The 24,894-nt window shown below is 62.8% G+C and carries 24 protein-coding genes; 3 read left to right on the top strand and 21 right to left on the bottom strand.

The features are described from left to right. Nucleotides 1-20 precede the first annotated feature (20 nt). From AS9A_RS06465 to AS9A_RS06370, 21 genes are all read right to left on the bottom strand, one after another. Nucleotides 21-767, bottom strand: coding sequence for a DivIVA domain-containing protein (locus tag AS9A_RS06465; protein WP_013806136.1), 747 nt, complete (start codon nt 765-767; stop codon nt 21-23). A 55-nt stretch (nt 768-822) separates the two neighbouring features. Further along, the gene (locus AS9A_RS06460; protein ID WP_013806135.1) at nt 823-1,119 is read right to left on the bottom strand and encodes a YggT family protein; all 297 of its coding nucleotides are present in this window, start codon (nt 1,117-1,119) and stop codon (nt 823-825) included. Between the two features lie 97 nt (nt 1,120-1,216). Beyond that, nucleotides 1,217-1,909, bottom strand: a complete 693-nt coding sequence (locus AS9A_RS06455; RefSeq protein ID WP_013806134.1) for a cell division protein SepF — start codon at nt 1,907-1,909, stop codon at nt 1,217-1,219. 94 nt (nt 1,910-2,003) lie between these two features. Next, nucleotides 2,004-2,735, bottom strand: a complete 732-nt coding sequence (locus tag AS9A_RS06450; RefSeq protein WP_041451608.1) for a YggS family pyridoxal phosphate-dependent enzyme — start codon at nt 2,733-2,735, stop codon at nt 2,004-2,006. A 14-nt stretch (nt 2,736-2,749) separates the two neighbouring features. After that, entirely contained in the window at nt 2,750-3,454 is a 705-nt protein-coding gene (gene pgeF / locus AS9A_RS06445; RefSeq protein ID WP_013806132.1) for a peptidoglycan editing factor PgeF, read from the bottom strand. A 54-nt stretch (nt 3,455-3,508) separates the two neighbouring features. Continuing rightward, nucleotides 3,509-4,744, bottom strand: a complete 1,236-nt coding sequence (ftsZ, locus tag AS9A_RS06440; RefSeq protein WP_013806131.1) for a cell division protein FtsZ — start codon at nt 4,742-4,744, stop codon at nt 3,509-3,511. A gap of 230 nt (nt 4,745-4,974) precedes the next feature. Beyond that, complete coding sequence (locus AS9A_RS06435) at nt 4,975-5,703, bottom strand: cell division protein FtsQ/DivIB (RefSeq protein ID WP_237707882.1); 729 nt, start codon at nt 5,701-5,703, stop codon at nt 4,975-4,977. 3 nt (nt 5,704-5,706) lie between these two features. Beyond that, entirely contained in the window at nt 5,707-7,167 is a 1,461-nt protein-coding gene (gene murC, locus AS9A_RS06430; RefSeq protein ID WP_049793855.1) for a UDP-N-acetylmuramate--L-alanine ligase, read from the bottom strand. A gap of 56 nt (nt 7,168-7,223) precedes the next feature. Continuing rightward, nucleotides 7,224-8,360 (bottom strand): undecaprenyldiphospho-muramoylpentapeptide beta-N-acetylglucosaminyltransferase, encoded by a 1,137-nt coding sequence (murG, locus tag AS9A_RS06425; protein ID WP_013806128.1) that lies wholly within the window; start codon nt 8,358-8,360, stop codon nt 7,224-7,226. An 18-nt stretch (nt 8,361-8,378) separates the two neighbouring features. Beyond that, nucleotides 8,379-9,965, bottom strand: coding sequence for a putative lipid II flippase FtsW (gene ftsW / locus AS9A_RS06420; protein WP_013806127.1), 1,587 nt, complete (start codon nt 9,963-9,965; stop codon nt 8,379-8,381). Next, nucleotides 9,965-11,548, bottom strand: coding sequence for a UDP-N-acetylmuramoyl-L-alanine--D-glutamate ligase (gene murD, locus AS9A_RS06415; protein ID WP_013806126.1), 1,584 nt, complete (start codon nt 11,546-11,548; stop codon nt 9,965-9,967). The genes ftsW and murD overlap by 1 nt, the downstream gene beginning before the upstream one ends. Continuing rightward, the gene (gene mraY, locus AS9A_RS06410) at nt 11,545-12,630 is read right to left on the bottom strand and encodes a phospho-N-acetylmuramoyl-pentapeptide-transferase (RefSeq protein ID WP_013806125.1); all 1,086 of its coding nucleotides are present in this window, start codon (nt 12,628-12,630) and stop codon (nt 11,545-11,547) included. Before mraY ends, murD begins: the two co-directional genes overlap by 4 nt. Beyond that, entirely contained in the window at nt 12,627-14,168 is a 1,542-nt protein-coding gene (locus AS9A_RS06405) for a UDP-N-acetylmuramoyl-tripeptide--D-alanyl-D-alanine ligase (RefSeq protein ID WP_013806124.1), read from the bottom strand. The genes mraY and AS9A_RS06405 overlap by 4 nt, the downstream gene beginning before the upstream one ends. Then, nucleotides 14,165-15,805 carry a UDP-N-acetylmuramoyl-L-alanyl-D-glutamate--2,6-diaminopimelate ligase gene (locus AS9A_RS06400; RefSeq protein ID WP_083826472.1) on the bottom strand — a complete coding sequence of 547 codons (1,641 nt, stop codon included), beginning with the start codon at nt 15,803-15,805 and terminating at the stop codon, nt 14,165-14,167. Before AS9A_RS06400 ends, AS9A_RS06405 begins: the two co-directional genes overlap by 4 nt. Before the next feature lie 128 nt (nt 15,806-15,933). Further along, nucleotides 15,934-17,781, bottom strand: a complete 1,848-nt coding sequence (locus AS9A_RS06395) for a peptidoglycan D,D-transpeptidase FtsI family protein (protein WP_407636564.1) — start codon at nt 17,779-17,781, stop codon at nt 15,934-15,936. Then, entirely contained in the window at nt 17,778-18,473 is a 696-nt protein-coding gene (locus AS9A_RS22610; protein ID WP_013806121.1) for a hypothetical protein, read from the bottom strand. The genes AS9A_RS06395 and AS9A_RS22610 overlap by 4 nt, the downstream gene beginning before the upstream one ends. Beyond that, a complete protein-coding gene (gene rsmH, locus AS9A_RS06385; protein WP_013806120.1) occupies nt 18,470-19,480 on the bottom strand; it encodes a 16S rRNA (cytosine(1402)-N(4))-methyltransferase RsmH in 1,011 nt (336 codons plus the stop codon). The genes AS9A_RS22610 and rsmH overlap by 4 nt, the downstream gene beginning before the upstream one ends. Nucleotides 19,481-19,500: 20 nt before the next feature. Further along, nucleotides 19,501-19,668: a hypothetical protein gene (locus AS9A_RS24060; protein ID WP_158307348.1), complete on the bottom strand. Its 168-nt coding sequence runs from the start codon at nt 19,666-19,668 to the stop codon at nt 19,501-19,503. A gap of 1 nt (nt 19,669) precedes the next feature. Continuing rightward, a complete protein-coding gene (mraZ, locus tag AS9A_RS06380) occupies nt 19,670-20,101 on the bottom strand; it encodes a division/cell wall cluster transcriptional repressor MraZ (protein WP_013806119.1) in 432 nt (143 codons plus the stop codon). Between the two features lie 446 nt (nt 20,102-20,547). After that, complete coding sequence (locus tag AS9A_RS06375; protein ID WP_013806117.1) at nt 20,548-20,988, bottom strand: DUF3040 domain-containing protein; 441 nt, start codon at nt 20,986-20,988, stop codon at nt 20,548-20,550. Between the two features lie 191 nt (nt 20,989-21,179). Further along, entirely contained in the window at nt 21,180-21,617 is a 438-nt protein-coding gene (locus tag AS9A_RS06370; protein ID WP_013806116.1) for an SAV_6107 family HEPN domain-containing protein, read from the bottom strand. 239 nt (nt 21,618-21,856) lie between these two features. Between AS9A_RS06370 and AS9A_RS06365 the strand changes: the two genes are divergently transcribed. The 3 genes from AS9A_RS06365 to AS9A_RS06355 are packed head-to-tail and all read left to right on the top strand — an operon-like array spanning nt 21,857 to nt 24,892. Then, nucleotides 21,857-22,405, top strand: a complete 549-nt coding sequence (locus tag AS9A_RS06365) for a GNAT family N-acetyltransferase (RefSeq protein ID WP_083826662.1) — start codon at nt 21,857-21,859, stop codon at nt 22,403-22,405. A gap of 19 nt (nt 22,406-22,424) precedes the next feature. Further along, complete coding sequence (locus AS9A_RS06360) at nt 22,425-24,011, top strand: phytoene desaturase family protein (RefSeq protein ID WP_041450916.1); 1,587 nt, start codon at nt 22,425-22,427, stop codon at nt 24,009-24,011. Continuing rightward, the gene (locus tag AS9A_RS06355) at nt 23,999-24,892 is read left to right on the top strand and encodes a carotenoid biosynthesis protein (protein WP_013806112.1); all 894 of its coding nucleotides are present in this window, start codon (nt 23,999-24,001) and stop codon (nt 24,890-24,892) included. The genes AS9A_RS06360 and AS9A_RS06355 overlap by 13 nt, the downstream gene beginning before the upstream one ends. Nucleotides 24,893-24,894 lie beyond the last annotated feature (2 nt).

The raw sequence follows: 24,894 nt of genomic DNA, 5'->3' as shown, positions 1-24,894 counted from the left end.
CTTCGGCTACCACATCGGGCCTAACTGCCGTTGGTCACAAGCTCTGCCTGAACCGGCGATTCGGACTCCTCGTCGACAATTTCTGGCTCATCCTCGTCGTGTGCAGCGCGCGGCGCCGGCTGGCTTCCGGAGGTCATCGAGGTTAGATCTTCGAGCTGCGACTCCAGGTATGCCTTGAGCCGCACGCGATACTCACGCTCAAATGTACGGAGCTGATCGATCCGCCCTTCAAGTACGCGGCGCTGCTCATTTATCGCACCCAAGATCTCGGTGTGCTGACGCTCAGCGTCAGACTTGAGCGACTCCGCACGTTCCTGAGCAGCGGATAGTTCACCATCGCCCTTTTCACGCGCGGCAGTAACGATCGTCTCTGCCTTCTCGCGGGCATCCTTCACCATCGCAGCGGACTTATCCCGCGCTTCGGTGACCATATTCTTGGACTTTTCCTTCGCGTCCGCGAGCGTCGAATCCGATTCTTGACGAGCGTCAGATGTCAGACGATCAGCCATCTCCTGTGCGAGTCCGATGATCTTCGCTGCCTGAGCACTAGCCGTCTCACCAGAGCCTTCGTGCTTGGTGACGTTCTCCAACTTCGATTCGAGTTCGGCAACCCGCTCACGCAGGTCGCTGTTCTCGTCAGCTAAGCGTGCAAGTTCCTGCTCGACAAGATCGAGAAAGACGTCGACTTCGTCTTCGTCGTAACCCCGCTTACCAAGCGACGGCTTTTTGAACGCCACATTGTGGACGTCCGCCGGAGTCAGACGCATGTCTCCCTAACCTTCCTCACAGGTCTGATGCACAACGCACTTATCGGACCCAACCCTACGCGTTGCTCGCAATGATGCCGCCAATGACACTCTGCACCACCATGATTCCGATTAGGAGGATCAGGACAGACAGATCCAGCCGGACCGACCCCAACGGGATCGGTGGAATGAATTTTCGGAGGAACTTAATCGGTGGATCTGTGATGGTGAAGATGAACTCCAGGATGACAACGATCGCGCCTGTGGGATGCCAATCCCGCGCGAACATCCGGATGAACTCGATGACCACCCGCGCGATGAGGAAAAGCGAGTAGAAGAACAGAAGATTCGAGATCACTACAAGGATCAGCACTCTGCCACTCTGCCTGACTTCACGAGAAGGTTCAAACCCGCCAGCACTTCGCGAGCGCCAACATCACCCGCCACCTGATGCGGCTGTCTATACGAAATCAACGGGCCTGATAGAACCCGGTTTCCGCGATGCGACGACGGTCTTCGGCCGTCACGTCGATGTCAGCTGGTGACAGTAGGAACACCTTGGACGCCACCTTCTCAAAGCTACCGTTCAGCGCAAAGGCACATCCTGCAGCGAAGTCGACCAGTCGCTTCGCATCCGCACCTGGCATATCGTTCAGGTCCATGATCACGGGAACGCCTTCACGGAACTGCTCACCGATGGTGCGCGCCTCACTGTAATCGCGCGGACGGAGAGTGGTGATCTTGCCCAACTGGCTGCCTTCCTCCAATACGGCCGCAGGACGACGGTCCGGGCCTCCCTCATGCCGATCAACGCGTGGCGCTCGCTGCAGCGGTTGCCGGACTGGTGCACGACCAAAGTCCTCGGGAGCTGGTCCTGGCTGCGGGGCACGAGCCGCACGTGGATCCATGCCGAAGCGGTCGCGGTCAAACCCCTCGCGGTCGAAACCATCACGCTCGTACCCATCCCGGTCAAAACCGCCGCGCGGGTAGTCGTCGCGCTCACTGCGACGGGGTGGTACGTAGGTACCAGGACGATAGCCGGGCATCTCCTCGTCGCGGCGCGCACGTCCGCGAGGCTGCTCGGGCTCATCAAGGTAATCGTCCTCGTACTCCGCGGGCGGTACTAGCGCGAAGTACTCCTTGATCTTCTGCAGAGTGCTCATAGATGACCTTCCTTGGCAGGGGCGAAGAGGCTGTGTCGGGATAGGTGGATGTAGTCCGCGCATTGAGGTGTTCGGGCAGTTCACCATCGTTCAATTACGGCGAGGTTATCGTTCTGAGACCCAACAATGCGGTACCGACACGCACGCAGGTAGAGCCGTGTCGCACAGCGATTTCCGCGTCACCCGACATTCCGGCCGAAAGCTCCACCGCAGAAGGGAACCGCGCCATGAATCGCGTGTGGATGTCACTGAGTTCTGCGAACGCTTCCTCCGGCACGGCACCGAGCGGCGGGACACTCATCAGGCCCGCGAGACGTAGTCCCTCAGCGCCGTCGACCTGAGCGCCGAGAGCGTCCAGTTCATCAGGGGGCGCTCCCCCCCGCTCCTCATCCTGATCAAGACTGACTTGCAGATAGACCGAGAGGTCCGACACTCGGTCGCCCCTTTGACGGGCGGACTGGACCGCACGCTCGAGTGCGCTGACGAGCTTGCTGCTGTCGACTGACTGCACTGAACTCGCCCAGCGCGCGACTGCGTTCGCCTTCTTTCGCTGCAATTGGCCAATCATGTGCCATCGCACATCAGCTTCTGGCTCAAGTTCCGCAAACTCCTCCACCTTGGCCGCTGCTTCCTGCACGCGCGACTCGCCGAAGTCGCGGAAGCCAAGCCGATAGAGGATCTGCACGTCGCTGGCGGGAAAAAACTTCGTCACAGGAAGTAGAGCAACTTCCCGCTCGGCCCGTCCAGCCGCACTGCACGCACTACGAAGCCGGTCACGCTGAGCAGCGACGGCGTCGGCGATCTCCCGAGCGCGCGCAGTACTCAATACACCATCCACAGTTACCCCGTCATCCAGATCAGCGACGCGAACCGCCCGGTGGGCGCAGCGCGGCGGTGACTGTACAACGTCGGATCCTCGATCGTGCAACGGGGGTCACGCCGGATCTCACGGATCCCCAGACCTCTCAGTTGCCGCTCGAGCCCGGCAGGCAAGTCAATCGATGGGGTGCCGGCCCGAGTCGTCGACGAACTCCGCGGCAGGTACCTCTCAACGTCGGCACGCATCTCATCAGGGACCTCGTAACACCGGCCACACGCCGATGGACCGAGAAGAACAGTGATACGGCCAGGGTCTGCCCCCATGCTGGCCATCTGGCCGATCACTGCCTTCACGACCCCGTTCTTCGCGCCGACCCTTCCGGCATGCGCGGCCCCTATCACACATGCCGTTTCATCGGCGAGCAGTACTGGTACGCAATCAGCGGTAAGCACTGCGAGAACAAGGCCGGGCTTCGCGGTGACAACCGCATCGGTTTCGGTAAGCGGCTCCGAAGAAGAGCTCTCGACTACTGCGACGTGTGTGCCATGCACCTGGTCCATCCAGATCACACGATCGCCACGCACCCCGAGTTCCGCAGCTAGCCGCTGGCGGTTCTCCGCAACAGCGTCAGGTGCGTCACCGACGTGAACACCGAGATTGAGGGAATCATAAGGAGGTTGGGAGATGCCACCCGACCGTGTAGTGATCTTCCACCGAACTGGCATCTCGCCCCCTCATCAACTCCCCCCGATTATGGCCCTGATGAAGGGCCAAGCTCGTTACCGCATGAACGGCGGAACGTCGAAATCGTCGTCGAAATCGTCGTTGTAGCGACCGCGGCCCTGCCCGGATCCTGCGGGCACTTGATCGGGCCGGGAAGGGGCCTCCCCGCGCCGTCCATTGCCTGCTGGAATCGGAGGCAAATCGCCGCTGAACCGGTTCCGTGAGGATGAATACTCGCGTCCCGCTGGGGCTTCAGGAGCGCCACGCCGGGTGCTCTCGGGGGCGGGCCGTGCCGCTGCCTGCCGTGTCGGTTCACGACGCTCGTCACGGATGTTCCGGGCGGGTGGGGCTCCATCGAATCCCGCAGCGATGACCGTGACGCGAACCTCGTCACCAAGAGAGTCGTCGATCACCGTTCCGAAAATGATGTTGGCATCGACGTGCGCAGCCTCTTCGACCAGGCTTGCAGCGTCGTGGATCTCGAACAGGCCGAGATCAGAGCCACCGGCGATGGACAGGAGCACACCGTGCGCACCGTCCATGGACGCCTCGAGCAGCGGTGAGTTGATGGCCGCTTCGGCTGCCTTGACAGCGCGCCCCTCACCCCGGGATGAACCGATACCCATGAGCGCGGTGCCCGCTCCGGACATCACACCCTTGACGTCGGCGAAGTCGACGTTGATGAGACCCGGAGTGGTGATCAGGTCAGTGATGCCCTGCACACCGTTGAGGAGGACCTCATCGGCTGAGCGGAAGGCATCCATGAGGCTGACCGCTGCGTCACCGAGCTGCAACAGGCGGTCGTTCGGGATGACAATGAGTGTGTCGCAGGACTCGCGCAGTGAGGCGATGCCGGCTTCAGCTTGTCCTCCGCGACGCTTGCCCTCGAAAGAGAACGGCCGTGTGACAACACCGACCGTCAGCGCGCCGAGCTTTCGAGCGATGCTCGCAACCACCGGGGCGCCTCCGGTACCCGTACCGCCGCCCTCCCCGGCGGTAACGAACACCATGTCTGCGCCTTTGATGACTTCTTCAATCTCGTTCTTGTGATCTTCTGCAGCTTTACGGCCGACTTCGGGGTCTGCACCTGCGCCGAGACCTCGTGTGAGTTCACGACCCACATCGAGTTTCACGTCAGCGTCGCTCATCAGCAACGCTTGCGCATCCGTGTTGATCGCGATGAACTCAACACCTTTGAGTCCAGCTTCAATCATTCGGTTTACTGCGTTGACCCCACCGCCGCCGATGCCGACGACTTTGATAACGGCGAGGTAGTTGTGCGGGGGCGTCATGGGCTCTCGCCTTCCATGTGTCTTGCTCTACCAGCGTTCTTTGTGGACCTTCGGGGGCCGGGAACTCAAACTGTAAACTCTAAACCTCAACCACAGGGTTAGAGTTATGTCAAGTACCTGACTGCTCGGAAACGCTAGGCATGACGCAAGACGATCTCCATTAGGCGCGCCGAGACTGCACAGTTATTTCTTCTTCGCGAAACGTTGACCGTGTCGCACCGCCGGAAACGTCAGCGGATTGTCGGCAGATCTGGACTGGACACGTCGTAGATCTGCCCCGGCTGCGTAAGGAGGGCGTTCGCGACTCTGGCCTTACGCTCGGTGCCTTCCGAACTGCCCCAGATCACGGTGCGCCCGTCGTCGAGCACCAAACGCACGTCGGCAGGCGAGTCGGCACTGACTTCCACGACTTGCCCACGCATCTCGGGCGCGAGCGACGAGAGCACAGATAGGGCAGACCTCGTCGCAGAGTCGTCCGCTCCGGGGTCGTCGACTACCAGTCGAGGAACTCCAGGAGGCGGTGGTTCGATCGCATACGTCACTGCGTACAAATCCATCAGATGGGGCCCAGCCGGTTTGTCGTAGAACACCGCAGGAACACGCTCAGTGACCACGATTCGTAGCGTCGACGGATAACTCCGCTTCACCGCCACCTCAGCAACCTTGGGCAGTTCGGCCACACGAGAGGCGATATGGTGCGTGCTCACCTGCAGCAGCGGCGTCTCAGGTGCGACATCGACTACGGCCCGCACCATCTCGTCTGGAACTGTCGGGCCTGTTTCGACATCGATGCTGCGGACCGCGAGAACAGGCGAAAAATACGCCGCCGCGCCCACTCCAACAACCGCCGACACCGCGAGCACGATGATCAGGATCACTTTACCGCGCGCCAGCCGGGGGCGTCCCTCTCGTGGATTCCGCTGCTGCCGCCGTGGCCGCTGGGCTGTTCTCGAGCTCACCTGCTACCCCGAGTTTCCCCGGGTGTTCAACGCTCCTGGCCGCAGATGATTCCGCTTCGCACGCAGGGCGTCGAGAATCGATGGGCCCAGCATTGTGACGTCGCCCGCCCCCATCGTGAGGACAACATCCCCAGCGTTCGCCAGTTTCGCTACCTGACGCGGAAGCTCCGACACATCGGGCTGGAAATACACGGGCTTCGCCACCTGCCGTGCGATGAGTTCACCGGTGACGCCCGGTACGGGCTCTTCCCTGGCACCGTAGACATCGAGGACGATGACTTCATCTGCGATGCTGAGTGCCTCAGCGAACTCCGGCGCGAAGGTCTGCGTGCGCGAATACAGGTGCGGCTGGAAAACGACGACGACCCGGCCCGGAGGTGTCGCAGGGTCAGCCGCGTGCTCCTGCGCCACCATGTCCTGAGCGGTGGACAGTACGGCCCGAACCTCGGTGGGGTGGTGCGCGTAGTCGTCGAACAGACGTACCCCTGCTTCACGCCCGGTGTACTGGAAACGGCGACGCACACCGCCAAACCCCTCTAGCCCCTCCAGAATTTCGTCGGTTTGCGCCCCGACCTCACGGGCGGCGAGGAACGCGCCGAGTGCATTCAGTGCCATGTGCCTGCCAGGTACAGCGAGCCGCATGGCCCTAGGGCTGTCCTCACCCGCAATATGGATCTGGCCAGCGCCGCCGCCATCACGCGCTTCCCAGTTGATGAGCTGCACGCCAAGTTCAACTCCGGTCGGCACCGTTTCGCCCGAGCCGTAGCCAACGACCCTGATGCCGCGTGCCGCGGCGCGTTCCGCGAAGGCGGCAGCACCAGGATCGTCAAGGCACACAACCATCAGGCCACCGGGCTGCATTCGACCGGCAAAGTCATCAAAAATCCGTACGTAGGCCTCGGCGGAACCGAAGTAGTCAAGATGATCTGCCTCGACGTTGGTCACGATGGCCACACCGGGCTCGTAACGCAACAGCGAACCATCACTCTCATCAGCTTCCGCCACGAACACCTCGCCAGTGCCATGGTGCGCGTTGGTGCCAGCTTCGTTGAGCTCACCACCGACCGCGAACGACGGATCAAGTTTGCAGTGCTGCAGAGCAACGACCAGCAGCGACGTCGTCGAAGTCTTTCCGTGTGTACCCGAAACGAGCACTGGTGTGCTCCCCCGCATCAAAGTGGCGAGGACGTCGGGCCGGTAACTCGTCGGAATTCCGCGGCGCTGCGCTTCGACCAGTTCGGGGTTGGTCTTTGGAATCGCACTCTGGGTGCTCACCACCATTGTGGGGCCGCCCTCAATGAGATCGAGAGCAGCCGCATCGTGACCTACCCGCACTTCGGCGCCGCGCGCACGCAAATCGAGCAGCACCCGGCTATCTTTCGCATCCGAGCCCGAAACAGCACCTCCGCGAGCCATCAAAATGCGAGCGATGCCCGACATCCCGGCGCCACCGATGCCAATCATGTGAACTCTCTGCAGTTCGGGAGGAAGGTCAGTGGGACTATCGAGACTCTGTCCGGTCACGCGCGGTCTCCTCTCGCGACATCCATCACGATCTTCGCTACCTGAGCAGCCGCGGACCGGTGTCCCGCATCAGCTGCGTTTTCACTCATTCGCCGCAACCGGTCCTTATCCTGCAGCATCGGAATGATCGTATCGACCACCCGGTCGCGGGACAGGTCGCCGTCAGACACAACTATCCCCCCGCCTGCCGCAACGACAGGCCTGGCATTGAGTTCTTGCTCCCCGTTGCCATGCGGCAGGGGGACATACACTGCAGGCAATCCGACCGCTGAAACCTCAGCGACAGTCATTGCCCCCGACCGGCATACCACCGCGTCCGCAGCGGCATATGCGAGGTCCATCCGGCTCAAATACGGAACAGCGACATAGGGCGGGCCGACATCAACAGCGGGGACCTCGAGAGAGTTCTTTGGCCCGTGAGCATGCAACACCCCGATACCTGCTGCCGCGAGGTCCGGTGCGGCAGCGGACACCGCGTCATTGAGTGATCGTGCCCCTTGTGAACCGCCGAAGACAAGAAGCGTCGTCGCTTCCGGATCGAGTCCAAAGCTCTCCCGCGCCTTAGCTCGCAGCGCACCGCGATCGAGACCGGTGATAGCCGCCCGGACGGGAATCCCGACCACCTCGCCGTTCGGCAAGCCCGATTCCGGAAACGCCGTCAGAACGCGCGACGCTCGCCGGGCTCCGACCTTGTTCGCGAGACCTGCGCTCGCGTTCGCTTCGTGTACGACAATCGGGATACGTTGGCGGCGACGCAGCAGGCCAGGCCCCGCTGCGAGATACGCAGGCAGCGACACGTAACCACCGAAACCAATGATCACATCGGCCTCGACCTCATCGAGGATCGCCCGTGTCTGTTTGACAGCCTGGCGTACGCGACGCGGCAGGCCGAACATTTGACGGGAGGCCTTTCTTGGCAGCGGCACCGGCGGGATGAGCTTCAGGGGATATCCACGCTCAGGAATGAGCTTCGTTTCGAGGCCGCGTTCCGTTCCGAGCGCAGTGATCCGGACGTGCGGGTCGATGCTGCGCAGAGCGTCAGCGACCGCCATCGCTGGCTCAATGTGGCCAGCAGTCCCACCACCGGCCAGTACGACCGAAACCGATCGGACTCTGGACTCCGTCACTCCCACGCACCCCTATCACCTAGTTCACCGACCACGCCTGAAATCCCGGTTGTCCCCGGAACGCCCGCCGTGCCCCGGGTGGCGTGACCGATTTCCGTCTGAGCTCCGATTCTGCTGGCCGCGCCGTGCTCCACGACCTTCATCAATACCACTGCTGCCCGTGCTTCGGCGCCCACGGGTCCGGTACTCACGCTCGGGCGGAACCGGTGTTGCAGAACCGTAAGCCGCCGTGGGGGCACGACCCCCAGGATAGGGCCGGGGGCTTCCGGCGCGTCCATATTCCCACGACTCGGCCGCACGCACATCACCGTATGAGTGCGCAGTGTACGAAGCTTCACGTCGAGGTGCGCCGCGAACGGGCTTCGCTGGCACGTACTTTTCCGGATCGGGCAAGCGCAAGAAGCGCGAGAGTTTGCTCTTCTTCGGCGCTGACCGCAAGGCCGCAATCGCCTCCGGTTCGTGGCGGGCCGCATTCGCGATGATCCCGAACATAAACAGAGTCATCACGGCGGAGGTCCCGCCGGCCGAGACTAGGGGTAGCTGCAGTCCAGTAACGGGCAGCAGGCCGACGACATAGCCCAAGTTGATAAACGATTGCCCGATCACCCATACCGTTGACGTCGCAACGAAGATACGGAGAAACGGGTCGACCGATCTCGTGGCGATACGCAAACCGGTGTAGGCGAATAGAGCGAACAAGCCAAGGACAGCAACGCAGCCGAGGAATCCGAGTTCCTCACCGATGATCGCGAAGATGAAGTCGTTGTGCGCTTCAGGCAGGTATGCCCATTTCGCGCGGCTTTGTCCGAGACCGACTCCCCAGAAACCACCATCGGCGAGCGAGAATTTTGCCTGTCTCGCCTGATAACTCGCACCAAGGGGATCGTCGTCTGAGTTGAAAAAGGCCCTCAGTCGCTGAGACCGGTAGCCTTCAGCGACCGCCATAACCGCGGCGACCGACATCGCCGCACCCACACCAACAACGAAAAATCCCAGTGGCAGCCCCGCGAACCACAAAAGCCCTAAAAGGATGAAGAACAGCACGACCAGGGTGCTGTAATCCGGCTGCATCGCCACCAGATAAAAGACCACGAGTGCGCCCGGCAGCAGCGGAATCAGCATGTCACGGATGCTGCGTGTACGCACGGCGCGGTCGCCAAGAAGCACGGCGCCCCACATCGCGAGCGTGATCTTGACGAGCTCCGACGGCTGGAACGCGAATCCAGCGAACTGGAACCAGCTGCGAGCGCCATTGACGAGCACGCCGATCCCCGGTATTAGCACGAGCACGAGCATCACGGTGGACGCCAGGAAGGCGACGAGCGCAAATCTGCGGAAGACGCGGACCGGTGTACGTAACGCCAGGTAGAACATGATCCAGCCGGCTGTGATGAACATCAATTGGCGGAAGAACATGGAGTACGCCGACCCTGAGCGACCGATCTCGGACACACTCGACGCCGAGAGCACCATCACCAGGCCAAGAATCGACAGCAGCGCAGAGATCGAGAGGATCAGGTGAAACGACGCGAGCGGACGATTCAGCCACGCGCCGAACCTGGCAGCCACGGCAGTGCGCCACCCAGCGAGCCCGCCAACAGCACGGGCCATCAGTCCCCGACACCCTTCACGCCAGGGACTGGCGGAGATCCGAGCGCTGCCACCGCAAGAGAGAAGCTCCGACCGCGATGACCATAATCACGGAACATGTCTAGCGACGCGGCTGACGGCGCTAGCAGCACCGTGTCTCCCCGCCGTGCGAGCGCGGCGGCGGCGTTGACCGCACGCGCCATGACCGCATCGGCGAGGTCAGTGTCCACGGGTGCGGCGTACCGCTTCTCCTGCGCTGCCAAAGGGGTGCCAGCGCGTCCGCTCTGAATCGTCGTCACTGTCACTGACCTATCGTCGCCCGCGAACACCTCGACGACAGGAACATCCGGCGCGTGTCGCGCTAATGTCTCCGCTATCACCCGGCGATCCGCTCCTATAAGGACCGCAGCCACCAGTTGGTCTCGGACGTCGGCAATGAGTTCCTCGACGTTGGCGCCTTTGAGTAGACCTCCCGCAAGCCACACGACGCGCGGATACGTCGAGATCGACGCAAGCGCGGCATGTGGGTTGGTCGCTTTCGAATCATCGACATATGTGACGCCGCCGAGCGACGCCACCTTCGCATTGCGGTGCGGACCAGTCTCATGGGTACGCAGCCCTTCTGCGACCGCTTCCGCGGCTACGCCGAGTCCCCGGGCCAGCGCTGCCGCGGCGAGACCATCGAGCAAGCCCGGCCGCCCTCCTGGCCGTACCTCGTCCGCCTTCACCAGCCGGACGCCCGCAGCATCACCGAATGCACGATCAACCAGGTAACCGTCGGCAACGCCAAACTCGTTGCGCTCGGGGGCACCCAAACGGAACCCGATCGTCCGTGCTGCCATCGATCTGTTAGTCAATTGGGAAGCGACGGGATCATCTAGTCCCAGCACGCCGATGCGGCCCGTGAGGACCCGCAGCTTCGCCTCGACGTAGGCATCCATGCTGCCGTGCCAGTCGAGGTGGTCCTCAGCGATGTTCAGGATCACTCCCGCTTCCGGGGTCACTGAGGGTGCCCAGAAGAGCTGGAAGGACGATAACTCGATTGCGAGCACATCGATTCGGGCTTGAAGATCAGGGAGATCAGTGCCATACCCCGCCATCATCGCGTCCAGTATCGGGCGCCCGATATTTCCGCACGCTGCGCTGTGGAGTCCAGCGGCACGAAGAATCGAGTTCAGCATGGTGGTGGTAGTGGTCTTGCCGTTGGTTCCAGTGACGGCAAGCCATCGCCGCGGCGGACCGAATATTCCGGCTTGGTCGAGCCGCCAGGCGAGCTCCACGTCACCCCAGACCGGGATCCCGTTGCGTGTCGCCTCCGCTAGCAGATCGGCGTCTGGCCGCCATCCCGGGCTCGTCACGACGAGGCGGATCCCCTCGAAGATCTCCCTCCCTGGGGGCATGGCGGAGTCGAGCAGAAGACCGCGAGCCCCCTGTTCGATGGCCGGTTCGAGCGCATGCTCACGCGTGTCGGCTACTACCGCGCGCGCACCGATCGCGTGCAGCGCACGCACCGTAGCGAGGCCGGAGACCCCCGCTCCCGCAACCAGGACCTCTCTCCCCGCGAAGTCGTGCGGAAGCGGTGCGGGCGAAACGCCAGGGGTCACGAGACTCCCCCGGAGGCAGCAAGCCACTCACCGTAGAACAAGCCAACGCCGAGTGCGCATGCAATCGCTGTGAGCAGCCAGAATCTGATGATCACCGTGGTTTCCGCCCAGCCACCGAGTTCGAAATGGTGGTGGAACGGGGCCATGCGGAACACACGCCGCCCAGTTGTGCGGAATACAGCGATCTGGATGACGACGGAGAGGAACTCGGCGACGAAAATTGCTCCAACGACGATCATCAGTAGCGCGGTCTGCGTGGTGAGCGAAACACCGGCGATCAGTCCGCCCAGAGCGAGCGACCCCGTGTCGCCCATGAAGATCTTTGCTGGCGCAGCGTTCCACCACAGGAAGCCAACACACGCACCGGCGGCTGCGGCACACAAGATTGCAATGTCGAGTGGATCACGAACGTGATAGCAGCCGGGCACGAAATCTGCCTGGCAAGAGTTCCGGTACTGCCAGAAGGTGATGATGACGTATGCCCCGACGACCAGACCGGTGGTACCTGCCGCAAGCCCATCAAGCCCATCGGTGAAGTTGACGGCATTAGACCACGCCGTCACGACTAGGTACACGAAGATCATAAACACGATCACGCCCATCGAGATGGTCGTGATGTCACGCACGTAGGAGAGGTGCGGGCTGCCTGGCGTCAGATCGTCCTGGTTGCGGAACTGCAGCAGCAGACCGCCGAAAACCAGAGCGGCAACGAGTTGCCCCACGAGCTTAGACGTCTTGTTGAGGCCGAGATTGCGCTGTTTACGGATCTTGATGAAGTCATCGAGGAAACCCACACCGGCGAGCATCGTGGTGAGACCGAGCACGAGCATTCCCGACGCCGTCGGCCCTTCGCCATCGATGCCCAGCCCCACCAGGTGCGAGCCCCAGTAACCCGCCCAAATCCCGGCAAGTATCGCGACGCCGCCCATAGATGGGGTGCCCCGCTTGGACTGGTGTGACTGGGGCCCTTCGACACGGATCTCTTGACCGAAACCCTGCTTCGAGAAAACGCGGATCAGTACTGGAGTCAGGAGAATCGACACCGCAAGCGCGAAGCCCCCAGCGTAGAGAACCTGAGTCATTGGATGCTCTCCGTCCTCGTCGCCGTATCAGTGCTGTCAGTGCTCTCACCGCCGGCTAGCAGCGCCTCCGCCACAGTCCACAGGCCTACTGACTGTGATGCCTTCACGAGCACGACATCTCCGGGGCTCACCTCGGCGGTCAGTGCCGCTATCGCGGCTGCTGCATCCGGTACGAGCACCGACTCGTTGTCCCAGGACCCTTCCATCACGGCCCCTTGATGCATGGCGTGCGATGGCCGCCCAGTCCCCACCACTACGAGCCGGTCGACGAGCAGCCGCACCGCCTGCCTGCCGATCCCGTCGTGCTCGATCACCGAATTTTCGCCAAGCTCAGCCATTTCCCCCAGGACCGCCCAGCAACGACGCGACGGCTTCCCAGACCGAGCCATAGTGACCAGCGCCTTAAGCGCAGCTTTCACCGAATCAGGGTTCGCGTTGTAGGAGTCGTTGATCACTGTCACGCCATCAGATCTGGTACTGACGTCCATCCGGCGCGCTGAGACGGCCTTGGCCTCACCCAGCGCAGCCGCGACCTGGTCGACCGTGGCCCCACATTCGAGTGCTACCGCGGCCGCGCACAGCGCATTGGTTACCTGATGCTCGCCGTGTACCGCGAGCGTCACCTCAGTAACGCCCTGCGGAGCTGTCAGCGTGAACGACGCGCGAGCCTGATCATCGAGGCGAACGTCGGTGGCGCGCACATGAGCGTTCCCGGACTGTCCAATAAACACCACACGGGCAGTTGTTCGTTTCGCCATCGCAGCGACGAGGGGGTCGTCGGCGTTCAAGACTGCGACGCCTCCGGCGGCCGCATCAGGCAGCGACTCCACGAGTTCACCCTTGGTAGCCGCGATTACCTCCCGGCTACCAAACTCTCCTAGGTGCGCGGTACCCACATTGATCACAACCCCGATACGGGGTGGCGCCGTCGCTGCCAGGGCCGCAATGTGCCCCGGGCCGCGTGCGGACATTTCGAGGACGAGAAACTGCGTACCGATACCGGCACGCAGTGCAGTCCAGGGGTGGCCGATCTCGTTGTTGAATGATCCAGGCGGGGCGATAGTTGATCCGAGTGGTTTCAGGACTGATGCAATCAGATCCTTCGTAGACGTCTTACCTGCTGACCCCGTTACGCCGACCACTGTGAGGCCGTGCTGTTCAGTGAGCACATCGACGTTTGCGCGGGCTAGTTTAGCGAGCGCCGCAAGGACGGCAGCACCAGATCCATCGGCATCATGCTCGAGCGCCATCGCGGTACCCTGCCAACTCGAGTCCTGCGCTGCTATTGGCGGGACCACGACAGCCGGCACCCCGACTGGGCGGGCCGCCAGGATCGCGCATGCTCCCGCATCCACAGCTGCCCGCGCGTAATCGTGCCCATCCGCCTGTGCCCCCGGCAGCGCTAGGAATAGTCCGCCGGCCGTTACCTTGCGTGAATCGAACTCCACTGTGCCCGTGACGACCGCGTTCTCGTCCGGCACGTCATGAAGCGTCCCTCCCGTGAGATCCGCTACCTCACGCAGTGTCATGGCGATCACTCAGCTACCTCGCTCCTCAGCGCAGCATCGATGGCGTCGGCAAGGATAAGCCGATCGTCGAAAGGATGCTTCACACCTCTTATCTCCTGCCCCGTCTCGTGACCTTTCCCCGCCACGAGAACCACATCGTCGCCAATTCCATGGGCGGCGACCCACTCGACAGCAACTCGGATAGCTTTCGCGCGGTCACCGATCTCCTGGATTTCCGCGCGTTCGGCCTCCGGTACACGTCGCGCGCCAGCGAGCATCTCCGCGCGTATTGCCGACGAATCCTCATCACGCGGATTGTCATCGGTGATGATCACAACGTCACTGCCCCGTGCGCTCGCCTCACCCATCGGCTGACGTTTGCCGGTATCGCGATTGCCGCCAGCGCCGATCACCAGCGCGATCTTGCCCCGCGCCTGGGCGCGCAAGGTAGCGAGCACTGCCTCCACCGCGCCAGGCTTGTGCGCGTAGTCCACGACCGCCAAGAACGGCTGTCCACGGTCGATACGTTCCACGCGCCCGGGAACCTGAACATCCGCTAGGCCTCGTGCCGCTTGGGTCGTATTCGCGCCAGCAGCGTCCAGGATCGCGAGCGCCAGGAGCGCGTTCGCCACGTTGTATCTGCCGGGCAACCTGACTGTCACGTCGTATTGCCGACCGTCACTGCGTTCCGCTGCGAAGGCCTGCACTCCGGTACTCACCACATGAGCGCTGCGAGCGAGCCACTGAGCCGGGTGACCATCAGCGGATACTGTTACCACGTCGCCCTCGGCGCAGTCCGCCATCCGGCGGCCCCAATCATCATCTACGCAGATGACCGCACGTTCACATTTCACCCGTGATTCTGCGACAAACAGACGCGCCTTCGTGTCGAAGTAATCTTCCATGTCGCGATGGAAGTCGAGATGATCGTGCGACAGATTCGTGAAACCGCCGACAGCGAAGTGGCATCCGTCGACGCGGCCCAGCGCAAGCGCGTGGCTCGACACTTCCATCACCACAGAGTCGATTCCCCGCTCCGCCATGACGGCGAGCAAAGCCTGTAACTGTGGCGCCTCGGGCGTAGTCAGCGCGCTCGGGACCGGTTTCCCCTCAATGCGCGTCTCCACAGTGCCGATCAGTCCTGCGCGGAGTCCGGCAGCCACAAGACCACCTTCGATGAGGTATGCAGTTGTCGTCTTCCCTGACGTCCCCGTGATGCCGATCAGCTGAAGTTTGTCCGATGGGTTGCCGTAGATGCGAGCGGCGGTATCGCCCAGAATCCGGCGGGGCTCATCATGCACAAGCACCGGTACCTGGATGTCACTGCTGACGTGCGCTAGGCCAGCCTCATCCGTGAGAATGGCAGCGGCGCCGCGTGCGAGCGCCCCCGGAATGAACGAAGCTCCGTGTGCTCGAGCACCAGGAAGTGCGGCGAAGAGGTCTCCATCGACCACATGCTGGGCTCGCAGCTCCACACCTGACACAGTCTTCGCCTCGACGGGCGGTCCCGCAGCAGCGCGCGCACCTGACACGACAAGCAGCTCGGAAAGAGGAGTTGGGGGCAAGGTCGACGGTCGCGGAGACGACGGCTCCTCCCCTGGTCCGCCCGCTGCCTGTCCGATTGGCACCAGTCCACTCCTCTCCCACTTCGCTGCAGCACCCCACATTTATGCAGCCCCGAACACAGCGTCGTAGCTGGCCATAAGCTACGGCGAACGTTACCGGCCCGCCGCGCGCTTCACAGGCTCACGGCACAATACACGCGAATCTCGCTTTACGGTCGGCACGTTGCCCCTTATGGCGCACTGGTGTCGAGGACGAGCCGGGGACCGGCGTCCTCCGACAGCGGAATGTTCTCCCGCTGCAGCAGCCACGAGGCGATATTGTGGAATAGAGGCGCCCCTGACGTGCCGCCGCCGCCGTCGACCCCGCGGACCGGCGCATCAAGCATCACGCCGATCACGTAGCGCGGGTCATCGGACGGGGCGATCCCAGCGAAAGTGATCCAATAAGTCGAGTTGGAGTAGCACCCGCAATTCGGATCGACCTGCTGCGCGGTGCCGGTCTTTCCGGAAACCTGGTATCCCTCGATAGCTGCCTGGGGCCCCGTGCCCTGCTGATACCCCATCGGGTCGCGCTGGACGACACTGCGGAACATGTCCCGAACGATCTCGGCAGTCTCCGCGCTAACTACCTCCACCGGTTCAGGTCGCTCAGATTCGGTGCGGTTCCCGGACGCATCGACCGATGCCCGAATGATGCGAGGCGGGACTCGAACACCATCGTTCGCGACTGCTTGATACATACCTGTCATCTGAAGCAGCGACATCGACAGACCCTGCCCGATAGGCAGGTTTGCGAATGTGCCGCCACCCCACTGATCCAGCGGCGGTACCATACCCGAGCTTTCGCCAGGGAGTTCAATTCCGGTTGGCAGCCCAATCCCGAAGCGCCACAGCATTTCTGCATACCGTTCTTCACCGACTCGCTCCGCGAGCAGCAGTGTGCCTACGTTGGAGGACTTACCAAAGATTCCAGTAGTGGTGTAAGGCACCACCCCGTGTTCCCAGGCGTCACGCACTGTCACCCCGGCCATATTGATGCGGCCGTCGACGTCAAGCACCTCATCGGGCGTGGTAAGACCGTCTTCGATGGCGGCGGCAGCCGTCACTAGCTTGGCCACCGAACCCGGCTCGAATGGTGTCGATACTGACAAGTTTCCGAGCTCGGAAACCTTGTTCTCCGGTGCGCCGAGGCCAAGCGCCGGGTTGAATGTGCCGTCATTCGCCATGGCCAGGATTTCGCCGGTGTGTGCGTCCATCACGACAGCTGACACGTTGCGCGCTCCGGAGCGATCCTTGGCGAGTTGTGCCTGCTGCTGGACGAAGAATTGAATATCCGCATCGATCGTCAACTCGACAGTGGATCCGTCGACGGCTGGATACACATCGCGGGTGCTACCGGGAATGACCGCGCCGTCCTCGCTGCGGTCGTAGGTGCGCGATCCGTTCTGGCCCGCCAGTTCAGCGTCCATTGCCTTTTCCAGGCCCATCAGGCCGTGTCCGTCCCACCCCGTGGACCCCACGATGTTCGCTGCAAGTGCACCGCCTGGATATTGGCGGATGTCTTGGCGCTCGGAGCCGACTTCAGGGAAGTCCTCCTGGATCTCCGTGGCAACAGCGGGGTCGACTCCGCGAGCGAGGTACGTAAACGTCTCGTCGCTCATAATCTGGCGCCGAAGTGTCCGTTCCGTCACCTGATCGTCGAGCGCACGCGCGACACCCCTCGCGATTTCTCGAAGCCGCGCGTCCGGATCAGGTGCGGTCGGATCATTCTCCGCCACGGTCTCGAGTTGCTCCCGGACCCTGCGCGGCTGGAAGGTCAACGCTCGTGCCTCTGTGGTGAAGGCGATGACGTTGCCATTTCGATCGACGATCGGCCCCCGTGTGGCGGGGTCGACTAAGGATACGGTCCGCTGCATGGCGGCCTCGGCGGAAAGGCGCGGCGCGGAGAAGCCCTGAACATTGATGAGCTGAACAACGATGAGCCCGATTGCTAGGAACATGACGAATCCAGCGACACGGAAGCGGTACACGCGTGCCCCCGGCTTCGCTGGCTGCCGTCGCGACCGGGATGGGCTCACGGCAGGTCCGTCGGCTCGTCGGAATCTGGCTCCCCACCCACTGGCACCAGCGTCTCCGAAGGCTCACCATTCTCACCGAGTTGCGGAGTCATCTCTGGCCCGGGCAGTTCGTCCACCGGAATCGGTATCGCCACCTCGATTTCACGTTCCGGAGATCCGGAAAGCGGGCCTGTCAGGTCACGGCGCTGGGGGTCGATGTTGAACGGCGGAAGCGGTGCACCCTGCGCAACCCGTGGCTCGCCTATCAGGTTCACCGAGCCGTCGCGAGCAACCCTGAGATACGCAGGGTCAGGCGCTGGGATCATTCCCTCTTCGGAAGCGAGGCGGGCGAGTTCCGGGGCGGAACGGCCGCGCTCGACGTCGCGGCGCAGCGCTTCGCGCTCCTCTGCGAGCTTTTTGTATTCCATCTTCGCCTCAGTGATCTGATACGCCTGCTGCGCCGCTTGTGTCGACAGCAACAAGGTGAGCGCGAGTCCGCCTACTAGCATCGCAATGATCAGCGCCACAAACGGGATACGACTCGCCTTTTCCCGCATATCAAAACGGGCCGCTCCGCCGTCAGGACTGCCGAGCCTGGTTGAGCGGCGCGCATACGCGCGGCGCGCAGCCGGAGACATCCCATGTGCTCCCGGGCGCCCGTTCTTTCGTTTCTGGTCATTGCCGCGCCGGGTAGGGGTCAGCGTCGTCGTCATTGCGATCTCCTTGCGATCCGCTCGGCAGCGCGAAGCCGTACCGGCGCTGAACGTGGATTTGTTGCCGCTTCCGTTTCCGAGGCACGTTCGGCCCCACGCGTCAGCAACCGAAACTCAGGGCCAGTTCCGGGCAGGTCAACTGGTAGACCCTCAGGCGAGCGAGACTTCACGCGCTGCGCAAGTTCTCTTTTGACAATGCGATCTTCGAGCGACTGGTACGACATGAAGGCGACACGACCGCCCACTGCGAGCGCTGCACAGGCTGGTTCGATGACCTTTTCGAGTGCATCGAGCTCGCCATTGACTTCAATACGCAGCGCCTGGAAAGTGCGCTTCGCAGGATGCCCGCCGGTCCGTCGCGCGGCCGCGGGTATGGCGCCGTACAGCAACTCCACCAGTGGTGCACTCGTCGTGAAGGGCTGCTGTTCGCGGTACCGCACGATAGCCGACGCTATTCGCCCAGCGAAGCGTTCTTCCCCGTAAACGCTCAGCACTCGAGCCAGTTGACCTCTCGAATAAGTGTTCAATACATCCGCGGCGGTTAAATCGGTGGTGGTATCCATGCGCATGTCGAGGGGTGCGTCGATCGAATACGCAAACCCGCGGCCCTTCTCATCGAGCTGCATGGATGACACACCAAGGTCGAACAGAATTGCGTCGACAGCTTCGGACTGCGCCAAACCAGCTTGGTCGAGGGCAGTCACGATCCCGTCGAAACGGGTATGAACGAACGTCACGCGATCTCCGAAGGCCGCCAGTCTCTCCCTGGATAGGGAGAGCGCGCGCTGGTCGCGATCCAGACCCACAACTCGCAAACCCGGGAAATCCCGCAGGAACCGTTCTGCATGTCCGCCGAGGCCCAGGGTGGCATCGACCAGGACAGCGCCAGTACCGTCCGCAGCTCGCTGGGTGATCGCTGGTGTAAACAGCTCGACCGCGCGGTCTGCCATCACCGGGACATGTTTCGGCTGCCCCTCAGATGGACGCCCGGGCATCTCATCGGTCATGACAGCTCCTACGGTGATCGTCACGGGGCGGCAACCTTGCCGAACATCGGGGGATGCCACGTGGGCTCTGTCCGGACGGAGTACCTGGCGTTGGGGAAGTACGCCAGGGGCTCTACCGGGCAGAGGCCGCGTAACACCCGGCCCAAGGCGGCCTTGGCGAGCGCTGAAAGCGAACCTGATTTCGACACGTCAGAGGATCTCCTTGAGCACCTCGTCACGAGCCTGCGAGTAGTCCTCCTCGTTCTCCGAGAGATATTCCTCCCACGATCCGGAATCCCAAATCTCCAGAAAGTCCACGGAGCCGACGACGACACAGTCCTTCGCGAGCCCCGCCCATTTGCGGTGAGCTGAGGAGATCGTGATGCGGCCTTGAGCATCAACATGCTGCTCATCCGCACCCGAAGCGAGGCTGCGAATAAACGCGCGTGCCTGCGGATCGCTGCGCGAGATAGATGCCGCTTTCCTAGCAAGCTCCATGAACTCGGCGCGCGGGTAGACGGCAAGGCTATGATCCTGCCCCTTAACAACCATCACACCTCCCACGAGCGATTCCCTGAACTTCGCCGGCAATGTGAGCCGACCCTTGTCGTCCAACTTGGGCGTGTAGGTGCCGAGAAACATTCCGACACCTCCTACTCCGCCCCGAGAGACCAGTAGCGGAACTTGGGTACGTTCCACCGCGCACCACGTTACCCCACTTTCCCCCACCAGCAATCGATAACAGGGGTGTTTCATTGTGGTGTGGGCGTATTTAGCCTGATACACGAGGTGGGAGAAGGTGGGGGCGTTCAGACCGTTACGGGACCTTGGCCCAAATCGAGTCCAGCCCGCGACCTCCCCGTTACCGCAGAGCTCCCCAGCCCACACCCTCTTTACCGGCCAAGACCCGCCTGCAGCGGTGTGTGGTCAGTATTCGGGGTGTGCGGTGACTACAGCACCGCGAACAATGGGGCTTCGGGTGGGGAGATGTGGGGGACGTCCGCGAGATGCTGTGGAGCGATACCGCGCAAGCAAAGAGGGTGTGGCTCCCGGCCGGGAGCCACACCCTCTTTACATATGAGAAGCCGCTATTGCTCGAAACGCTTCCGGAATCTCTCTTCCATCCGCTTCGAGAAACTTTCGGATGAACCCCGGGGCTTGCGCGCTCCTGGCTGCGGCTTCTTGCCGCCTTGCTTGCCAGAAGCACCGGAGTCCGTTGAGGCCTCTTGGCCTTCTCCATCTGCTGTGCGCTGGTGGTTACCCGCAAGCGCCCAGACTCCTGCGCCGAACATCACCAGGAAGCCGACGAGACTCAGAATGGGAAAATCACCCAACTTGAGCGGCAGCGCAACCCCGGCGATCAGCAGGACAAGCCCCAGCAAGAAGATCGCAGCGACCTGGAGTCGCCGACGCGGAGATGCACCGCGAGTGCTTGCTGTGCGCACTTGCGAAGCGAACTTCGGATCCTCGGCATAGAGCGCGCTCTCGATCTGTTCGAGCATGCGCTGCTCGTGCTCGGAGAGTGGCACGGTCCCTCCCCCGCACTTGGTGGTGGCCGCCACACCATACGGCGCAGCGGGTTCCTGACTCTTGCAAGAACCTACCACTATGATAAGTGCACTTCTCATCCCGTACCACACAGATCGCTGTGCGGTTTGCCGCATCTTTCGTTCAGTTGAGTCCTGGACGTCGATTTGGGGACGGAACGCCGGGAACTTCCTCACGCCGCACCTGGCTCACGCAGTCCAAACACCGTCTCGTGAACCACGTCAAGGAACTCACCAGCCAATTGGCAGAGACCGTCTGCCTCCGCAAGAGTGGCTGAGGCGATCCCTGCCTCGAAAGCTGTTCGCCGACGCGAATAGGTGGCGAACTCCCCGCTCCAGCGCGCCCATTCTTCAGAGACGCCTTCCAGCAGAACCCAGGCGTTTCTCGTCCTACGGCCTCGCCGCTGAGGTTTGTCATACAGTGCCAGCACTGTTGCCGCACCCCGAAGTGCCGCCAGATAAGCGGCGCGGAATTTGTCGTCAGCCCTACATTCGCTGACTGACTCCGCGTGGAGCTGATCCGCCCGTCGCAGCAGGTCACGCGCTCGCGCTGCCGCTACACCGGCTCCAGGGCGCGAAACACAGGGCGCCGGGCTCATCTGTGAGCGCATCCATCCTCCTAACAGCGCGGGCCCGCAGACTGATGCGGGGCCGTACCTAACTTTCGGCGGGCTGGCCTGCGTCGCTTCCCTCGAACAGACCAGCCGCCGTATCGAACAGCTGTTCGACGTATTCAATATAGCTATACCCCCTGACAATTTCTGACGAAGCCGAGGAGCGGATACCGAGAAATGTGGCACTTGATGTGAGCACCGTGATCGAGCTCTCGCCCGCCACGCTGCGCGAACGAATGCATGAGGCGCTCCAGATTTATGTGGCGGCGATGGGATACCCGCCGTCAGTCGCCCGTCGCAGGGCCCCGATGTGGGCGGAACATGCCCTGCGACCAGGGTGGAAGGCGGTGGCGGCAGTCCTGGAACCAGACGACCCGCTCCGCGGGGTCAGCAAGCTCGCGCCGCACCGTGCTCCGCTTGTCGGCATCGCATATGGCTACTCGGGTGCCCCCAGCCAGTGGTGGTACCGGCAGGTCTGGGCCGCCCTCGAGTCGGGGCAGGGCGAGTTTAACGCGGAGCGCGCACTGGAGAACTACTTCGAACTGACCGAACTCCACGTCCACCCTGACGCGCAGGGCATGGGCGTGGGTCAGGCACTGATTACTGCACTGCTCGATGCCAGGCCGGAGAACTCGGTGCTGCTATCCACACCAGAAATCGGTGCGGAGGACAATCGCGCGTGGCGGCTCTACCGTCGGCTCGGCTTCGCCGACGTGTTACGGCATTTTCAGTTTGACGGCGACCCTCGGCCCTTTGCTGTCCTCGGACGGGAGCTTCCGCTCTGAGCAGCTACGCTCAGAAACCGTGAGTGAGGCTGTCGTCGTCGGGTCAGGACACAATGCGCTCGTTGCAGCATGCTACCTCGCACGCGCGGGGTGGGAGGTACGGGTGATCGAACGGGACACCGTTATCGGTGGCGCCGTCTCGACGGTCGAACGGTTCCCCGGACATCGTGTTGACCGCGGATCGTCCGCACATTTGATGATCCGTCACAGCGGAATCATTGAGGAACTCGACCTCGCCTCGCACGGGTTGCGATACATCGACTGCGACCCCTGGGGCTTTGCTCCAGCTGAGCCCGGTTCGGGTGGCAGAGGCATTGTCTTCTGGCGCGATCTCGACCGCACATGTGAGTCGATCGCACGCGCATGCTCACCCCGTGACGCACGCGCCTACCGAGAGTTCGTCAAAGTCTGGGCCCCGCGGAGCAGCCACGTCATGCGCGCGTTCAGTGCCCCGCCCTCGGGGCCGCACCTCCTGCGGTCATTCTGGGGCCTCGACAGCGGTGGTGACCCCGCACAACTCTCACGCGAGTTCCTCTCACCTGGTGACGCGGTACTCGACGAGTTCTTCACGAATGAGCGCCTCAAGGCGGCCTTGGCCTGGTTCGGCGCTCAATCAGGCCCTCCAATGTCCGAGCCGGGAACTGCGCCGATGGTGGGTTTCGCCGCACTGATGCACGTCCTCCCGCCTGGGCGCGCGGTCGGCGGCAGTGGGGCGCTGACAGCCGCACTGGCTCGCCGCCTCGAGGCCGACGGAGGATCGATCACGTGCGGTGACGCCGCCGTTTCCCTCGCACAGCACAACGGCGGGTGGACGGTGACGACCGAATCTGGCACGCAACTTCGCACACCTGTCGTGATTGCAGGGTGCCACGTCCTGACCACCCTAGATCTCTTGGCTGAAGGCAAATTTGACGGCGCCAGACTGGCCGACTGGCGGAAGCGAATCCGTGTGGGCCCCGGCATCGGAATGGCTGTTCGCGTGCGAGCGCGAACGCTCCCGATATACCCGACCGTGGACGAGGATGCGGCGGTCATAGGCGCCAGCCTGCAACTACTGGCGACCGATCGAGCGCATCTGAGGGCAGCTCACGGAGCTGCCCTGGCAGGCGAACTCCCTCCTAGACCCGTCTCCCTCGCGATGAGTTTCAGCGCTATCGACCCTTCGCTCGCGCCGCCGGGAGAACATCAGTTGACACTCTGGTCCCAATGGCACCCGTTCAGTCCCCGTGAAAAAGACTGGGACACACTGGCAGACCGCGAAGCAGACCGTATTCAGGCTGAGCTCGAGCGTTTTGCGCCCGGCTTTTCAGGGTCCATCCTCGATCGCCATGTACAAACACCGAAGGGGCTTGCCGACGAGCTAGGACTGATTGGCGGGAACGTGATGCACGTCGAGATGGGACTGGACCAGATGATGATGTGGCGGCCAGTTCCTGCCCTCGCCGGCCAGAAAGTGCCGGGCGCACCTGGCGTTTACCTCACCGGTGCGTCCACCCACCCCGGCGGTGGTGTCTCGGGATTCAGCGGGCGAAGCGCTGCGCGGTTGGCAATCCACGACGCACGGCTGCCAAGACGACTGCGGCGCGGGCTCACATGGCCCCGCTGATGCGTATCGCCGTGGTCCTTGCGACTGCGGCGATCGGGATGCAGATCGTGTTTCCACTCGCACAGGGAGCCCTGCTTGACGCCGTTACCGCGGCCGTGGTCGTCCTCCTTGCTGCCGCAGCGCTGGCCCATGCGCTGGTAACGCGGGGTGCGATTTTTATGGTCACCCTCCTGCTGTCAGCGGCAGGGGTCGGATTCGCGGCTGAAGCTCTGGGAGTCGCTACGGGTTTCCCCTTCGGCTGCTACGAGTACGCGCTCGATCGCTTGGGTCCGCACCTTGCCGGAGTTCCGCTGGTGGTGCCGCTGGCCTGGGCGGCAGGTAGTTACCCCGTGTGGTGCGCGGTTTCTGCGCTTCTTTCGGGTCACCACGGCTTGCGGCGGGCCGCAGTGCGGGTCCCGCTGGTGGCAGTGACGATCACGGCCTGGGACCTTTATCTGGATCCCCAGATGGTCACGATGGGTTACTGGACGTGGTGTGCGAGCGGGCCGGTGTTGCCAGGCGCCGGACAGATACCGCTGACGAACTTTGCCGGGTGGCTGCTTGTCGCGACTGTGATCGCGATAGCACTCGAAGTTGCCGCAGCTCGTTCTGATCCTGGTTCCGAGCCGCCTGACCGGTGGGCGCGACTCGGCGCCGATGCCGTCCCCCTCGCGCTTTTCCTCTGGACATGGCTCGGATCCGCGCTCGCCCATGCAGTTTTCCTCCATGCCCGCTTTCCCGATGCGGGCCTGCAGATCTCCGCATCGTTTGGCCTGCTCGGGATGGCTGTTACGGGCGTACCGCTGCTCTTCTGGCTTTATCGAACGGCACAATCGCGGCCACGGATTCGGGGCCGCTCGGCAGGTCAGCGCGCAACCAGCGAGTCAGACCTGGCACGATAGCG

This window comes from Hoyosella subflava DQS3-9A1 (assembly GCF_000214175.1).
GTDB classification, from domain to species: domain Bacteria; phylum Actinomycetota; class Actinomycetes; order Mycobacteriales; family Mycobacteriaceae; genus Hoyosella; species Hoyosella subflava.
This window is presented reverse-complemented; position numbering and strand designations above follow the sequence as displayed.

Excerpts from the sequence above, each read along its gene's own strand:
- AS9A_RS06465 (WP_013806136.1), bottom strand. The coding sequence starts at position 767 with ATGCGTCTGACTCCGGCGGACGTCCACAATGTGGCGTTCAAAAAGCCG.
- AS9A_RS06455 (WP_013806134.1), bottom strand. The coding sequence starts at position 1,909 with ATGAGCACTCTGCAGAAGATCAAGGAGTACTTCGCGCTAGTACCGCCC.
- pgeF (WP_013806132.1), bottom strand. The coding sequence starts at position 3,454 with ATGCCAGTTCGGTGGAAGATCACTACACGGTCGGGTGGCATCTCCCAA.
- ftsZ (WP_013806131.1), bottom strand. The coding sequence starts at position 4,744 with ATGACGCCCCCGCACAACTACCTCGCCGTTATCAAAGTCGTCGGCATC.
- murC (WP_049793855.1), bottom strand. The coding sequence starts at position 7,167 with ATGATTGGCATCGGTGGCGCCGGGATGTCGGGCATCGCTCGCATTTTG.
- ftsW (WP_013806127.1), bottom strand. The coding sequence starts at position 9,965 with ATGGCCCGTGCTGTTGGCGGGCTCGCTGGGTGGCGCACTGCCGTGGCT.
- mraY (WP_013806125.1), bottom strand. The coding sequence starts at position 12,630 with ATGACTCAGGTTCTCTACGCTGGGGGCTTCGCGCTTGCGGTGTCGATT.
- AS9A_RS06400 (WP_083826472.1), bottom strand. The coding sequence starts at position 15,805 with ATGTGGGGTGCTGCAGCGAAGTGGGAGAGGAGTGGACTGGTGCCAATC.
- AS9A_RS22610 (WP_013806121.1), bottom strand. The coding sequence starts at position 18,473 with ATGACGACGACGCTGACCCCTACCCGGCGCGGCAATGACCAGAAACGA.
- rsmH (WP_013806120.1), bottom strand. The coding sequence starts at position 19,480 with ATGACCGATGAGATGCCCGGGCGTCCATCTGAGGGGCAGCCGAAACAT.
- mraZ (WP_013806119.1), bottom strand. The coding sequence starts at position 20,101 with ATGTTTCTCGGCACCTACACGCCCAAGTTGGACGACAAGGGTCGGCTC.
- AS9A_RS06370 (WP_013806116.1), bottom strand. The coding sequence starts at position 21,617 with ATGCGCTCACAGATGAGCCCGGCGCCCTGTGTTTCGCGCCCTGGAGCC.
- AS9A_RS06365 (WP_083826662.1), top strand. The coding sequence starts at position 21,857 with ATGCATGAGGCGCTCCAGATTTATGTGGCGGCGATGGGATACCCGCCG.
- AS9A_RS06355 (WP_013806112.1), top strand. The coding sequence starts at position 23,999 with ATGGCCCCGCTGATGCGTATCGCCGTGGTCCTTGCGACTGCGGCGATC.